Annotated in this window: 12 protein-coding genes; 3 read left to right on the top strand and 9 right to left on the bottom strand. The window is 65.2% G+C overall.

Annotation, left to right across the window (positions count from 1 at the left end; translation table 11 throughout):
* Positions 1-201 precede the first annotated feature (201 nt).
* The 5 genes from G6N68_RS22865 to G6N68_RS22845 form a co-directional block, all read right to left on the bottom strand.
* Positions 202-2,406 carry a serine/threonine-protein kinase PknD gene (locus tag G6N68_RS22865; RefSeq protein WP_163717253.1) on the bottom strand — a complete coding sequence of 735 codons (2,205 nt, stop codon included), beginning with the start codon at positions 2,404-2,406 and terminating at the stop codon, positions 202-204.
* Positions 2,407-2,630: 224 nt separating this feature from the next.
* A complete protein-coding gene (gene pstS / locus G6N68_RS22860) occupies positions 2,631-3,752 on the bottom strand; it encodes a phosphate ABC transporter substrate-binding protein PstS (protein WP_163717251.1) in 1,122 nt (373 codons plus the stop codon).
* 87 nt (positions 3,753-3,839) lie between these two features.
* Positions 3,840-4,736, bottom strand: a complete 897-nt coding sequence (gene ku, locus G6N68_RS22855) for a non-homologous end joining protein Ku (protein WP_163717249.1) — start codon at positions 4,734-4,736, stop codon at positions 3,840-3,842.
* A 56-nt stretch (positions 4,737-4,792) separates the two neighbouring features.
* The gene (locus G6N68_RS22850) at positions 4,793-5,035 is read right to left on the bottom strand and encodes a CsbD family protein (protein WP_308205890.1); all 243 of its coding nucleotides are present in this window, start codon (positions 5,033-5,035) and stop codon (positions 4,793-4,795) included.
* Between the two features lie 101 nt (positions 5,036-5,136).
* The gene (locus G6N68_RS22845) at positions 5,137-6,054 is read right to left on the bottom strand and encodes a carbohydrate kinase family protein (protein WP_163717247.1); all 918 of its coding nucleotides are present in this window, start codon (positions 6,052-6,054) and stop codon (positions 5,137-5,139) included.
* 22 nt (positions 6,055-6,076) lie between these two features.
* Here G6N68_RS22845 and G6N68_RS22840 point away from each other — a divergent pair, with 22 nt between their 5' ends.
* Positions 6,077-8,344, top strand: coding sequence for an ATP-dependent DNA ligase (locus tag G6N68_RS22840; RefSeq protein ID WP_163717245.1), 2,268 nt, complete (start codon positions 6,077-6,079; stop codon positions 8,342-8,344).
* Positions 8,341-10,275, top strand: coding sequence for a fumarylacetoacetate hydrolase family protein (locus G6N68_RS22835; protein WP_163717244.1), 1,935 nt, complete (start codon positions 8,341-8,343; stop codon positions 10,273-10,275). The genes G6N68_RS22840 and G6N68_RS22835 overlap by 4 nt, the downstream gene beginning before the upstream one ends.
* A gap of 123 nt (positions 10,276-10,398) precedes the next feature.
* Here G6N68_RS22835 and G6N68_RS22830 read toward each other — a convergent pair whose 3' ends face one another.
* Complete coding sequence (locus G6N68_RS22830) at positions 10,399-11,316, bottom strand: SAM-dependent methyltransferase (RefSeq protein ID WP_163717241.1); 918 nt, start codon at positions 11,314-11,316, stop codon at positions 10,399-10,401.
* 89 nt (positions 11,317-11,405) lie between these two features.
* Between G6N68_RS22830 and G6N68_RS22825 the strand changes: the two genes are divergently transcribed.
* Positions 11,406-12,203, top strand: coding sequence for an enoyl-CoA hydratase/isomerase family protein (locus G6N68_RS22825; RefSeq protein WP_205351502.1), 798 nt, complete (start codon positions 11,406-11,408; stop codon positions 12,201-12,203).
* A gap of 14 nt (positions 12,204-12,217) precedes the next feature.
* Here G6N68_RS22825 and G6N68_RS22820 read toward each other — a convergent pair whose 3' ends face one another.
* From G6N68_RS22820 to G6N68_RS22810, 3 genes are all read right to left on the bottom strand, one after another.
* Complete coding sequence (locus G6N68_RS22820; protein WP_163717236.1) at positions 12,218-13,087, bottom strand: TIGR03619 family F420-dependent LLM class oxidoreductase; 870 nt, start codon at positions 13,085-13,087, stop codon at positions 12,218-12,220.
* A gap of 33 nt (positions 13,088-13,120) precedes the next feature.
* Entirely contained in the window at positions 13,121-13,891 is a 771-nt protein-coding gene (locus tag G6N68_RS22815) for an STAS domain-containing protein (protein ID WP_163717234.1), read from the bottom strand.
* A gap of 253 nt (positions 13,892-14,144) precedes the next feature.
* A complete protein-coding gene (locus G6N68_RS22810; protein WP_240355823.1) occupies positions 14,145-15,119 on the bottom strand; it encodes a DUF4873 domain-containing protein in 975 nt (324 codons plus the stop codon).
* Positions 15,120-15,353: the final 234 nt, after the last annotated feature.

Raw genomic sequence — 15,353 nt, 5'->3', positions numbered from 1 at the left:
TTGTGACGGAGGCCTTTGGCCGGGTGACCCGCAAGCGTTGATATTGCGGTGAGGGCGGTGTCTTCTCGCACTGAGCCGCCCTACGCGCAGAGTCAACGGCGCGGCGCCCCTGGCCCACGTTGAAACTGCACTTTTGGCGGTGTCTTCTCGCACTTTCCCGCCCTACGCGCAGAGTCAACGGGGCGGCGCAATGAGACCAGCTCAGTCCTTCTCGTCTTGCTTGAGCTTGAGGACCCGCACGTTTCCGCGGTCGGCGACGTAGACGGTGAAGTCCTTGTCCACGGCCACCGACAGCGGAGTGTTGAGGCCTTTGAACGGCAATTCGACGGCCGCGGACGCTCCAGATGCCAGCTTCAGCACCCGGTTGTTGTCGTGCTCGGTGACGTAGACGGCGCCTTTGTTGTCCACCGTGATACCCCACGGCGCGGACAGGCCGGTGAACGGCAAGACGGTCTGGTTGTTGGTCCCAGCGTCCAGCCTGAGCACCCGGTTGTTGTCGGTGTCGGTGACATAAATGTTGCCGTCTTTGTCTACCGCCACCCCGTCGGGATTCTTCAATCCGTTAAACGGCAGGACGGTCTGGATGGTCTCGCCGGCCGCCATCTTGAGCACCCGGTTATTGCCCCGGTCAGCGACGTACACATTGCCCTGGGCATCCACCGCTACGCCCTCGGGGTAGGCGAGGCCGTCGAAGGGCAGGACGACCTGGTTGTTTGACCCGGCCGGCAACGCGACCACGCGATTGTTGAAATCGCTGACGTAGATCTTGCCCGAGTTGTCCACCGCAATTCCTTGCGGTTCATACAGCCCGGTGAATGGCTTGAGCACGGGTGTCGTGGAACCGGCCGCCAATGTCACGACCCGGCCGTACATCGTCTGGTTGGTGATGTAGACGGTGCCCGCGTCGTCGACGGCCACCCCGCCCGGAGACAGCCGGAAGTTGAGACCGTTGAACGGCAGCGCGACCTGGCCGGTTGGTCCCTTCGATCCCTCTCCTGGCCTGGTCAGCACGAAGGCGGTGACCCCGGCGACGATCAGGAGAACAGCGATGATTGCCCCGATAAGCAGCGGTTTGCGGCTCTTCTTCTCGGGAGGCGTGGACAGCGGATGGGGCTGTGACTGGTTGTAGTTCAGCGCGTGGGGCTGGGACTGGTTGTAGTTCAGCGCGTGGGGCTGGGACTGGTTGTAGTTCGGGGGAACGGGCGCTGCCTGGGTGTACTGGTCACCGGTGTCGACCCGGTTCGTGGGCGGCTGGGTCCCCCAACCGCCAGTGTTCTGCACCGGCTGCCTCATGGTCTGGTCGCCAGTCTGGTACTGCGGAACGGGGGGCGGCGTATGGATCTGTGGGGACCGCTGGGTCGCTGAGGCCTGCTCGTAGCCACCGGAATCTTGCTGGTAGCCGCCCGAATTCTGCTGGTAGCCGCCCGAATTCTGCTGGTAGGCGCCCGAGTTGTAGTTGGCCCAACTGCCGCCGAAGTTGCTCGGATTGACCACCGGAGACATCACGGTCGCGTTGTTGTCGCCTTGGTGTTGCAGGATGTTGGCTTCTTGACGCTGTTCGGGCGCGGTCAGCGCCTCGTGCGCGGCCAGGGCCAGATCACCGGCGCTCACATAACGCTCGTTCGGGTTCTTGGCCATGCCCTTGGCGACCACCTGGTCCAGCGCCTCGGGGATCCGTCCGGGTCGGATCTGGCTGGGCCGCGGGACCGGCTCCATAAGGTGCGAGGCGATCAGCCGCTCGACACTGTCGGCCCGATACGGCGGTGCGCCGGTCAAACATTCGCCCAGGACGCAGGCCAGTGCATAGATATCCGCGCGATAGGTGACCTCGTCGCCGGTGAACCGTTCGGGCGCCATGTAGTTGTAGGTGCCGACGGCCATCCCACTCTGGGTCAGGCCCGGGTCAGTAACACCGCGCGCGATACCGAAGTCGACCAGGTAGGCGAAGTCGTCAGCGGTGATCAGGATGTTCTCGGGTTTGACGTCGCGGTGAGTGATGCCGCTGGCGTGCGCGGCGTCCAGCGCAGCAGCAATCTGACGCACGACGGCCACGGTGCGCGCCGGGGTCAGGGGGCCGTACTGCGTCAGTATCTGGCGCAGCGAAATGCCCTCGATCAGGCGCATTTCGACGAAGAACTGTCCGTCGATGTCGCCGTAGTCGTGGATCGGCACAATGTGCGGTTCGGTCAGCCGGCCAGCAATGTCGGCCTCGCGTTGCATCCGCGCCCGGAATGCCGGGTTGTCGGAGTACTGCTGCGAGATCAGCTTGAGCGCCACTGTCCGGTTGTTCTTTCGGGTGTCCTGGGCCTCGTAAACCTCGCCCATCCCGCCCCGGCCGAGCAGTTTTACCAGCTCATACGGCCCAAAGCGCGACCCTACCCGAGAATCTGGTCCGCCTCCGGCCACCGTCGAAGCTCCCTTCGCCTGACTACCATCCCGATTCCAAACGGATGGTTAACCCACGGTAAATCTCCCAGAGATGGCACACAACAAATTCTGACTTCTCACAGTGAATTTTGAATCACGAGTCGGTAACGGCAATCCGGTCTGCCAGCTAATGCACCGAGCAAAAACGCCAGCTATATGCGCTTAGGCGTTTGCGCATTCGTTCATCACGGGCCACGGTCCGATCACGCGATGGAGTTCACCACCGGAATCATTTTGTCTCGGATCGATTCCGGCAGAGGGATGTATCCGTACTCATCCAAACCGACCTGACCGTCGCCAATTGTGGCCTGCATGAACGCTTTTACGGCTTCGCCGGTGGGGGCATCGGGGTACTTCGAGCAGACGACCTCGTAGGTGACCAACACGATCGGATAGGCCCCTGCCTGCGTCGGCTTGTAGAAGGACGACGTGTCGATCACCATGTCGTTGCCTTGGCCCTTGAATTTGGCTCCCGCGATGGTCTTGCCGACGGATTCCGCGGTGATGGCGACCGGACCACCTCCCGCCGATGTGATGATCTGAGCCATGTTCATCTGGTGGCCCACGGCGAAGGACCACTCGTTGTAGGTGATCGAGCCGTCGGTTCGTTTCATCGCTTGCGACGTGCCGTCGTTGCCCGGCGCGCCTTCCCCGACACCACCGTTGAACGTCTGACCTGCACCCTTGCCCCACGCGCCGTCGGATGCGGTATCGAGGTACTTCTGGAAATTGTCGGTGGTACCGGACTTGTCTTCACGGAAGACGACGTGAATCGGCGTACCGGGCAGGTTGGTGTTTGGGTTCAGCGCCTTGATGGCCGGGTCATTCCAGCTCGTGATGGCGCCGTTGAAAATCTTGGCGGTCGTGGGCCCGTCCAGGATGAGCGAGCTCACCCCGTTGATGTTGTAGGTGACCGCGACCGGGCCGAACACGGTGGGAAGGTCCCACGCAGGGGAGCCGCAGCGCTCAGTGGCCCGGTCGACCTCCCCCTTGGCCGGATCCATGGGGGAGTCGGTGCCCGCGATGTCGACCTGGCCGTCCAGGAACGACTTCATTCCAGCGCCTGAGCCCGTGGCGGCATAGTCCAGGGTGTGGCCCGGGCAGGCATGGATATAGGCGTAGACGAATTGCTCGATCGCGTGCTTCTGCGCGGTTGAGCCGGCGGCCAACAGCTTCTTCTTGCCGCCGCAGTTCACCGGGACGATGGGGGCCTTGGATTCCGTCGAGTCCTCCGACGTGTTGGAACTGCCACCACCGCATGCCGAGAGCACCAAGGCGCAGACAGCAAGCAGACTCGGTGCGACGCCAAAACGAGTGAACTTCACGGAATCTCCTCGAGCGCATTCGGGGCCGGCAGCACCTTGAGCATAACTCCGGGGAGGCGCAATTCAGCTAGAACTTCGGCAAAGCGGCTAGGACTTTGACGCCGCCTTTTTCTTGGCGGGCGCTTTTTTGGCGGCGCTCTTTTTCGCCGGTGACTTTTTGGCGGGCGCCTTCTTCGCCGGTTCGTTGTCGCCACCCGAGCGTGCTTTGACGCTGGCCTCGAGTTTGGCGAGCAGGTCGGAGACGTCCTCGCTCTCGTCCAGCTCTTTGGGCTTCTCCTCGACGGTAAATGCTTCCCCGCCTTCGAGTTTCGCCTCGATCAGTTCCTGCAGCTGTTCCTGATAGGTGTCGTGGTAGCGGTCCGGGTTGAACTCCTCGGCCATGGATTCCACTACCTGGCCCGCCATCTTGAGCTCTGCGGGTTTGATCTCCACCTTCTTGTCCAGCACGGGGAAATCCGGGTCACGAATCTCATCCGGCCACAGCAGCGTGTGCACCACCATCACGTCGCGCTTGCCGAAATCCTTGACGCGCAACGCCGCCAAGCGGGTCTTGCTGCGCAGCGTGAAATGCACGATCGCCATGCGGTCCGTCTCGGCCAACGTTTTGGCAAGCAGCACATACGATTTGGATGATTTCGAGTCCGGCTCCAAGAAGTAGCTGCGATCGAACAACATCGGGTCGACATCGGCGGCCGGAACGAACTCCAGCACTTCGATCTCCCGGCTGCGTTCTTCGGGCAGCGTCGCGAGGTCGTCGTCGGTGATCACCACCGATTGACCGTCGTCGGATTCGAAGGCCCGGGCGATGTCGCTGTACTCGACGACCTCGCCACACACCTCGCAGACGCGCTTGTACCGAATGCGCCCGTTGTCTTTGGCGTGGACCTGGTGAAACTTGATGTCGTGGTCTTGGGTGGCGCTATACACCTTGACCGGCACGTTCACCAGCCCGAAGGCGATCGAGCCCTTCCAGATCGAGCGCATGCAGTCAGTATGCCCACTACCTGGGCTGCCTAACAGCTAACCTCGCCGCGCGAGGGTCAGATGGTCCGCCTGGTCGTCGGGGTCGTCGGTGTCTGCGTCGTTCGGGCCGTCCGCCGGCGGGAACGCCTGGGCCGAAATACGTCTTTGATCTTCTCGCCCGCATCCTTGAGGTCGGCGAGCCGCTGGTCGTTGCGGCCTTCCGTGGTCAACCTGCGGTCCCGCGTTGCCCGGCCGACGAACTCTTTGGCTATGCCGCCGACCTTCTGAACCTTGTTCCGCGCCTTGTCTGCACCGGCCATGGCCTGTCCTCCTTCGCTGTGGATGTCGGATACCCGTCGGGCCCCCGGGCCGAAACGAGGGCGCGCAAACGCGTTTCGGGGTGGGCCGTAACAGTCCGAGCTCAGTACCGGTGTGCCGCGGCGTCGAGGGCTGCTCGGTCGGGTACGTCGGCGCCTGCGCGGGCGACCGTCAATGCCGACGCCGCGGCCGCCACCTCCAGGGCTGAGGTCAACGCGTCGATCCCGATCCGGCGCAGTTCCGACCATCGAGCGCCGCCCAGCAAGCCCAGTTCCCACAGTCTGTCCAGCAGGCCGACCATGAAGGCGTCACCGGCGCCGATGGTGTCCACGACCTCGACCGGTCGGGCCGGCGCGTGGGCCTCGCCCGCCGCGCAGAACCCCAGCGAGCCGCGTTCGCCGAGGGTCAGCGCCACGACCGCGGGTCCTGACGCCAGCCATGTCCGCGCGGTTTGCTCCGGGCTCTGGTGTGGATTGATCCAGCGCAGATCGTCTTCGCTGACCTTGATGATGTCGCTGCGCTCGACCAGGTGGCTGATGCGTTCGCGGACCAAGCCTTGATCCAGGCCCAGCGAGGGACGCACATTGGGGTCGAAGGTGACCGTGGACGACACCCGGTACGCATCGAGCACCGCCACGACCGCCAGGCATCCCGGCTCCCGCACGGCGGCGATCGAACCGGTGTGGACGAACAGTGGTGGTGGGACGGGCGGTATCCCGGACAGTTGCCAGTCCAGGTCGAACTCGTAGGTGGCTTCACCGTCACCGATCCTCGCCCGCGCGGTGGGGGTGCGGCTGGCGGTAACGCTTCCCGGAACAAGTTGCACACCAGCGTTTTTGAGGTACTCGGCGATGCGCTGACCCGCGGCGTCGTCGGCGATGTGGGTCAGGAAGTCGATGCCGCGGCCCAGCCTACTCAGTCCGACGGCGACGTTCAGCGGGCTCCCGCCGACGTGTTCGCCGGGCGAGGGGCCATCCACGACGTCGATCAGCGCCTCGCCGATCACCAGCCCACGCGCCATGACGACAGGTTACGTTGACAATATGAGTTCGGCGCAGGAGCAGCGGGTGAAGCTGACCAACGCCGACAAGGTCTTATATCCCGCGACCGGCACCACCAAGAGCGACGTTTACGACTACTACACCCGGATCGCCGAAGTGATGATCCCGCACATCGCCGGGCGTCCGGCCACCCGTAAGCGGTGGCCCAACGGAGTGGAGGAGGAGGCGTTCTTCGAGAAGCAGCTGGCCGCATCGGCGCCCGATTGGCTGCCGCGGGCCAGCGTGGTGCACCGCTCGGGGACGACCACCTATCCGATCATCGACAGTCCCGCCGGGTTGGCGTGGATTGCACAGCAGGCGGCGCTGGAGGTGCATGTACCGCAGTGGCGGTTCGTCGCCGAATGGACCCGCAGCAAGGCTCAGGAGTTGAAGCCCGGCCCGGCAACCCGATTGGTGTTCGATCTGGATCCGGGCGAGGGTGTGACGATGAGCCAGTTGTCCGAAGTGGCTCGCGCGGTGCGGGAGCTGATGGGCGACATCGGGTTGGAGACCTATCCGCTCACCAGCGGCAGCAAGGGGATTCATCTCTACGCGCCGCTGGACGAGCCGGTGAGCAGTAAAGGCGCCACGGTGTTGGCCAAACGCGTTGCGCAACAACTGGAAAAGTCTATGCCCAAGTTGGTCACCGCCACGATGACCAAGAGTCTTCGGGCGGGCAAGGTGTTCTTGGACTGGAGTCAGAACAGCGGTTCGAAGACCACGATCGCGCCGTATTCGCTGCGTGGACGGGAACATCCGACGGTCGCGGCACCCCGGACCTGGGAGGAGCTCGACGCCCCCGGGTTGCGCCAGCTCACCTACGACGAGGTGCTGGACCGCGTCGCGCGGGACGGCGATCTGCTGGCGCCGCTGGATGCCGACGTGCCGGGCCCGGACCGCCTGGCCCAATACCGCAGCATGCGCGATCCGTCGAAGACTCCGGAGCCGGTGCCTCGCGCGAAACCGGCTACGGGTAAGGACAATACGTTTGTCATCCAGGAGCACCATGCCCGCCGGCTGCACTACGACTTCCGGTTGGAACGCGACGGCGTTCTGGTGTCGTGGGCGGTGCCGAAGAACTTGCCCGACACTCCCTCGGTCAACCACCTGGCGGTGCACACCGAGGATCACCCGCTGGAATACGGCACGTTCGAGGGGGAGATACCCAAAGGGGAGTACGGCGCCGGCAAGGTGATCATTTGGGATTCCGGCACGTACGACACCGAGAAGTTCAACGACGACGAGGTGATCGTCAACCTGCATGGGAATCGAATCTCCGGGCGGTATGCGCTGATTCAGACCAAGGGTGACCAGTGGTTGGCGCACCGGATGAAGGACCAGAAGGTCTTTGACTTCGATTCGCTGTTTCCGATGTTCTCCACCCACGGTTCGGTGTCGGGGCTCAAGGCAGGACAGTGGGCGTTCGAAGGCAAGTGGGACGGGTATCGACTGCTGGTCGAGGCAGACCACGGCAAAGTGCGGCTGCGCTCCCGCAGCGGACGCGACGTCACCGGCGAGTATCCCCAATTGCAGTCTCTGGCCGACGAACTCACCGACCATCACGTGGTGCTGGACGGCGAGGCCGTTGTCCTCAACGCTGCCGGTGTGCCCAGTTTCAGCGAGATGCAGAACCGGGGCCGCGGTAGCCGCGTTGAGTTCTGGGCGTTCGACCTGCTCTACCTCGACGGCCGCTCGCTGCTGCGGGCGAAGTATCAGGACCGGCGGAAGTTGCTGGAAACCCTCGGCGACGCAGGCGATCTCATCGTCCCCGACTTGCTGCCCGGGTCTGGAGATGAGGCACTGGAGTATTCCCGCAAGCACGGCTGGGAGGGCGTGATCGCCAAGCGCCGGGACTCTACTTACCAGCCGGGCCGGCGCTCGGCCTCGTGGGTGAAGGACAAGCACTGGAACACCCAAGAAGTCGTCATCGGCGGCTGGCGCGCGGGGGAGGGCGGGCGCAGCAGCGGCATCGGCGCGCTGTTGATGGGCATCCCCGGTCCGGGCGGGCTGCAGTTCGTCGGCCGGGTCGGCACCGGGTTCACCGAGCGTGAACTGACGAAGCTGAAAAAGACGTTGGAGCCGTTGCATACCGACGAGTCGCCCTTCAACCCGCCACTTCCGAGAAGCGAGGCAAGGGGAGTTACCTACGTCAAGCCGACGCTGGTCGGGGAAGTGCGGTACAGCGAGTGGACCCCGGAAAACCGGCTGCGCCAGTCGAGTTGGCGTGGTTTGCGACCAGACAAGAAACCGAGTGAGGTGGTGCGCGAATGAAATGGGTGACATATCGAAGCGCCGACGGTGAGCGCACCGGAGTGCTCTCCGGCGATTCGATCCATGCGGTGGCGCCGGGAGTGACGCTGCTCGAGTTGATCGGGTGCGGCGCCGACGGGCTGCGCGCGGCGGGGGAGGAGGCGTTGCGGTCGCCCGCCGCCGTGGTGCACCTGGACGAGGTGTCGTTGGCGGCGCCGATCCCGCAGCCACCGTCAATCCGCGATTCGCTGTGCTTTCTCGACCACATGCGCAACTGCCAGGAGGCGATGGGCGGTGGCCGCGTGCTGTCGGACACCTGGTACCGCATCCCGGCGTTCTACTTCGCGTGTCCGGCAACCGTTTTGGGTCCGTACGACGATGCACCCACCGCGCCCGGAAGTGCTTGGCAGGACTTCGAGTTGGAGATCGCGGCCGTCATCGGCGTGGCGGGCAAGGACCTTTCGGTCGAACAAGCCGAGCGATCGATCATCGGCTACATGATTTTCAACGACTGGTCCGCGCGGGACCTGCAACAGCTGGAGGGGCAACTGCGCATCGGGCAGGCCAAGGGCAAAGACAGCGGCGTCACCCTGGGGCCGTATCTGGTCACCGCGGACGAGTTAGAACCGTATCGGCGCGACGGCAAGCTCAGCCTGCAGGTGACCGCGCTGGTCAACGACACGGTCATCGGTTCGGGATCCACCGGGGCGATGGACTGGAGCTTCGGGGAGGTCATCTCGTACGCCTCCCGGGGTGTGACGTTGCGGCCAGGTGACGTGTTCGGCTCGGGCACGGTCCCGACCTGCACGCTTGTCGAGCACTTGACCAGCCTCGAGTCGTTCCCGGGGTGGTTGCGCGACGGCGACGTGGTCACCTTGCGGGTCGAGGGTCTAGGTGAGACGCGGCAGACGGTTCGGTACAGCGGGTCGCCGCTCCCGCTGGCCCCTCGTCGCAACCCAGATGCCGCACGGCCCGCGAACCGCGTCAATCCGGCGCCGGCGCGGGTGCCCTACACCCGGGGCCTACACGATGTGGCAGACCGCGTGTGGGCGTGGACATTGCCGGACGGGGGATACGGCTGGAGCAACGCCGGTCTGGTGGCCGGCGAAGGCGCATCGCTGCTGGTCGACACCCTGTTCGACCTGGCCCTGACGCGCGAGATGCTGGACGCGATGGGCGGGATTACCGCCCAGGCCCCCATCACCCACGCGCTGATCACCCACTCCAACGGCGACCACACCCACGGCAATCAACTGCTCGATGAGTCGGTTCGGATCATCGCCGCCAAGGGCACCGCCGACGAGATCGCGCATGGCATGGCGCCGGAGATGCTGGCCATGGTGCAGACCGCCGACCTGGGGCCGGTTGCCACGCCGTATGCGCGAGACCGCTTCGGGCACTTCGACTTCAGCGGTATCGCGGTGCGCAATGCCGATGTGACGTTCGACCGTGACCTGACCATCGAAGTGGGCGGGCGGCGGATCGATCTGTTGAATCTGGGTCCGGCACACACCGCCGCGGATTCTGTGGTGCACGTGCCCGACGCGGGGGTGCTGTTCGGCGGGGACCTGTTGTTCATCGGCTGCACGCCGATCGTCTGGGCCGGGCCCATCGCCAATTGGATTGCGGCCTGCGACGCGATGATTGCGCTGGACGCACCGACGGTGGTGCCCGGCCATGGCCCGATCACCGACCCGGACGGAATCCGAGCTGTGCGTGGGTATCTCGTGCACGTCTCCGAGCAGGCCGAAGCCGCGTACCGCAAGGGGCTGTCGTTTGCCGAGGCCGCCGACTCCATCGATCTGGGCGAGTACGCCGCCTGGCTGGACGCCGAGCGGGTGGTGGTGAACGTTTACCAGCATTACCGCGAACTCGACCCGGACACCCCGCAGCTGGAATTGATGGCGCTGATGGTCATGCAGGCGGAGTGGTTCGCCAAGCGGGCCGGGTAGGGGGTCGTCGTCGGCGCCAGCTGGCGCCGGACGGGACACTTCGTGCCCGGCTTGGAGCGACAAAATCCGAACGCCAGCAGGCGATTTCGACAAGGCGGCCGATTGTCGCTGCGAGCCGGGCAGTTAGGGCGCCGAAGCGCGGACGAAGAATATCGAGTTGCCGGGGATGTGCTGTGCGGCGTCGCCAAGCGGAGGCAGCTTGGCGGCGTCGAAGAGCTCGGCGAGGTCCGACGTGGTGGTGTGCCACCCGCGCGACCGCAGATGTGCGGCAACGTCGATGTGTTCACCCGGATAAGTGAGGGTGGCTACATCGAGCTCCAGGCCGAGGTCTCGCCAGCGTTCGCCCATGACCTGCGCCTGCTTTTGGGTCTCCTCGGTCAGGCCCGCGACCTGTCCATAGTCGGCGCCAAGCCGACTGGCCGGCGCGCTGAGCGAGACGATGTTGTCGAGCATCTGGACCTCGGCCTCGGGCGGCAGCCACCCGATGAGCAGTCCTTCGGCAAGCCACGCGGTGGGCTCGCCGGGATCGAAGCCCGCCTTCCGCAGCGCCGCCGGCCAGTCGTCGCGCAGATCGATCGGCAAGCTGCGGTGCTCGGCGTTGGAGACAGCGCCCAGTTTCGACACCGTCGCCGCCTTGAACTCGAGCACCTCGGGCTGATCAAGCTCGTACACCGTCGTCCCTGCGGGCCACGACAACCGATAGGGCCGAGAATCCAGCCCGGAGGCCAGGATGACCACTTGCTTGAGCCCGGCGTTGCCGGCGTCGGCGAAATACTGGTCGAAGAACACGGCGCGGGCGGCGAACGTGTCGATCATCCGCGGGAAGCCCAGCTTTCCGTCGCGGTCGACGGCGTCCAGTTCGCCGGCGGCGAGCCGGGTGAACAGATCCAGTCCGACGGCGCGCACCAGCGGCTCGGCGAACGGGTCGTTGATGACGCGGTCCGGATGCCTGCTTGCCGCCGCCCGGGCTGCGGCCACCATGGTGGCGGTGGCTCCCACGCTGCTGGCGAGGTCCCAGGTGTCGTCATCGGTCCGTGTCATTGATGCTCCCTTGCCGTCGGGTCGTCCGCTCCACGATAGGCAGCGTTCCTTGCCATTTGCTGAGTCGCTACCGTGCGGATATGCCTGCAGTGGAATTTGAAGCACTTGAGGACAACATCGCCTGCGTGACGTTGAATCGGCCCGAGCGGCTGAACGCCATCGACGGATCGCTGATCGACGGCGTGGACGAGGCGCTGGATGCGCTCGGCAGCGGCGATTACCGCGTGGCGATCCTGACCGGAACCGGCCGCGGTTTCTGTGCCGGCGCCGATTTGAGTGGCACCGGCCAGGAGTGGACCAAGGCCAAGCCGACCACCCCGGCGTTCAAGGTCAGCTATGACGCCCAGGTCCGACTGGCCAACCTGTACTTGCGTCTCTACGAACTCCCGATACCGGTGATCGCCGCGGTCAACGGCGTCGCCGTCGGGGGCGGCCTCGCCTTCGCACTGCACTCCGACATCCGGATCGCCTCCGAGCAGGCCCGGTTCGGGGCGGTGTTCATCAAGGCCGGCTTCTCCTCGATGGACATGGGCACCAGTTACCTGCTGCCTAAGATCGTCGGCGCCGGGGTGGCCCGCGAACTCATGCTCACCGGGCGCATCATCGACGCCGCCGAGGCCTACCGCATCAAGCTGGTCCACGAAGTGGTGGCACCTGACGACCTGATGACGGCGGCTCTGGCCAAGGCCCGAGAGATCGCCGCCAACAACGCATTCGGTGTGTGGCAGACCAAGATCGGCCTCAACGCGGCACTGGATGCGCCCAGCCTGCGGCACGCCATCGAGATCGAGAACCGGACTCAGATACTGACCGGGTTCACCAACAATCCCGCCGAGGCCGCCAAGGCACACCAGGAGAAGCGCGCGCCTAACTGGGATCCCATGTAGCGTCGGTGTCGCGCTTAGACTTTCGACATCACCTTGTCGGCGTACCGCTCGAGGTGACGAATCTTGGACTCCAGCGGCTCGGTGTCGGGACCCTTGATGTAGGGCATGCGGAAGCCCACGATGACGTCGGTGACGCCCTTGTCCTCGAGGCGCTTGATGCCGTCCGGAGTGTAGGCGTCCATCGAGATGACGTGAATCTCGAACGGACCGCTCTTGCCCGACTCTTCGCGAAATTGCTTGACCCGGGCGATGAGTCGGTCGAGTTCCTCGGGATCGGTGCCGCCGCCATGCATCCAGCCGTCCAGGCGCGCCGCGCGTCGTAACGCGGCATCGGCGTGGCCGCCGACGAGGATCGGGATCGGCTCGGTAGGCGCCGGGCTCATCTTGGTCTTCGGGATGTCGTAGAACTCTCCGTGGAATTCGAAGTACTCGCCGGTGGTCAGTCCCTGCACGATCTCGATGCATTCGTCAATCCGTTTGCCGCGCTTGGCAAACGGGACTCCCATCAGCTCGTAGTCCTCTGGCCAGGGGCTGGTGCCGACGCCGAGTCCCAATCGGTTGCCGGTCAGTGCGGCCAGCGAACCCGCCTGCTTGGCGGTCAGCGCCGGATGCCGGACGGGCAGCTTCAGCACGAAGAAGTTAAGTCGCAGCGTCGTCGTCACCGCGCCCAGCGCCGCCGCCAGGACGAAGGCCTCGACGATCTCCTTGCCGTCGAGGAATTCGCGGCTGCCGTCGGGCGTATACGGATATTTCGCGTCCGACTCGAATGGGTAGGCGAGGCTGTCGGCAATCGTCATGCTGTGATATCCGGCCGCCTCGGCGGCTTTGGCCAACGGAATATAGAAGCTCGGGTCGGTTAATGACTCCGCGTAGCTGAATCGCACGGCACCAACAGTAAAACCTGTTGGACGGCAGATTTACAGCTGGTTCTCGGGCCCGATGATCGCCCAAACAGTCTTGCCGGACGACGTGGGCACGCAGCCCCAGGCGCGCGACAACGCGTCGACGATCGCCAGGCCGGATACGTCGATGCCCTTCGGGGGCGACGCCAGGCGCACGGCCTGGGCACTGCTCGTGTCGGAGATCGCGATGGTCGCGGTCGGGCCGTCGACCTCAAGCCGCAGCACCGGGTCGCTGTTGGTGTGCTCGAGGACGTTCTCGATGAACACGTTGACCACCACCAGGGCAACCGGAACCAACCCCGGCTTCGACCAGCTGGTGAGCCATTCGCGAACCAGCTTCCGCGACTCGCGCAGGCTGGTCAGGTTGGCGGGCAGTTTGGCCTCGCCGCGGTGGACCTTGCGGCGCGTCAGCTTGGTGACGGCCTTCAGCGCCCCTTTGTCGGTCGGAAAAACCGGCATGAACCGGGCCACTCCGCTGCGGGTGATCGCCTCGCGGGCGGCGCGGTTTTCGCAGACCAACACGATGGGAACTTCTGGCCGCGTCTCGAATTGCCAGCGGGCGCTGAGCAGGATCGACCACGCATCCTCGCCGGGCACCTCAAGGCCGCTGACGTCCACGACGACCCCGAACGGTTCGTCGAACGTGGCCTTCGTGATGCTGTCGCGGAGCTCCCCGGAGTTGCCGGCGTCCAGCACGCCGTCGACCGTCAGAATCACCGCCGACTGTTCACTCCGCTGCGCAATATTCAACGGGGTAGGAGAGGCGGCGGCCTGTGGGGCGCTCATTGGGACCAGCGCCTCGAGTCTCGATACGCCACCGTCACGCGGTGGTACGTCCTAAACGACGCCCGTTCGTCCGGTCCCATCTTCTGCTCCTCGAAACTCTGCCCCGCCAATTGGTTGAGGATGCTGTTCGGTCTCGTCGTTTAGCCGCGGCAAGCGTGACCCAAGGTGGTTACCCAAATCGCGCATGCGGCCAACCTCCAGTTTCTGGGTGTACCCAGCCTAACCGGATTTCCGCGGACGCAATGTCACCAATTCAGCCTGTCGGCGACGCGAACGGCGGTGCGCCGACTCCGGCCACCGAGTGCGTTCCCCACGGCGTTTCCTCGGTGATTCGTGCGGGTGCGCTGTGCGCACCAACGGACAGCGTGCCGGCCCGTGCCTGTCGGAGGGTTTCCGACGGCAGTCGGTCGAGGACCGTTCCTTGCCAGTGGTACCTGCCGTCGAGGGGATCCAGGCGGCCGGCGAGTCGGACGTGCACCTCGCAGCGGGTATCGGCGATCTGCAGCGTGGCGGTGCCGTCGTAGACGTCGTCCTCGCGCTCCGGCGCACTGGACGACAGGTCGAAGGCGGACGCCACCGGCAGCGGCTGCGCCGGCGTGAGCTGGGCGCGCTCGTTGAAAACCTGTTGGCTGCTGCGGCGCACTTCGATGCGGGGACTGGCCATGCGCGTCATGTGCTGCAGACATCTGACGACGTACTTGATCTGTGCGTCGATGCCGGGGCCGGTGAGGAAGAAGTAGTTGGGAAAGCCGTGCACGGCCACGCCGAGGAATGGCTCCATCCCGTCGGCCCAGGCTTGCTGGATGCACAGTCCACGGGAGCCCACCAGCGTGTGGTCGGCGGCGACCGTGTAGCCGGTGCCGTAGATGATCACGTCGGCCCGATGCTCGACGCCGTCGCTGGTGCGGATGCCCGACGGCGTCACCGACGCGATCGCCGACATCACCTGCCGAACGGCAGGGCGCTCCGGGCGGACGGGTATGCGTCGGAACAGCCAGCGCAGCGCGCGGGTCCTGGGCAGCAGCAGTTCGGTGATAAAACGGCGGGGCGGTACGGCGAAAGCTGTCACCAATCGGGCCGATTCGAGCAGCGCGCCGATGTAATGCCCTGCCGCAGAGTCGGTTCCGACCACCGCGATGTGCTTGCCTGCCGGATCGAACGCGGAGTCCCATGCCGCAGCATGAAACGACTCGCCGGCGAACTCACCGCGGCCGGGGATGTCCGGTATCCACGGGAGGAACCCGTGCCGGTCGGTGATCACGACGTCGGCCCGGCGGGCGTCGTCGCCGCCCGTGCACAACACCCACGTGTCGGTCGCGTCGTCAAAGACGGAGCTTTCGATGGGGTCGTCCAGAACCAGGCAGTCGGTGATGCCGGCAGCCCGGAGCGCGTCTTGGACCCGGTGACCTTCCGTGCTGGCTATGACGACGTGGTGATGCGACTCGTGCGGCACGGGCGGTCG

This window comes from Mycobacterium bourgelatii (assembly GCF_010723575.1).
Taxonomy (GTDB): Bacteria; Actinomycetota; Actinomycetes; order Mycobacteriales; family Mycobacteriaceae; genus Mycobacterium; species Mycobacterium bourgelatii.
Note: the sequence above shows the minus strand (reverse complement) of the source record. Positions and strands in the feature narration are given on the sequence as shown.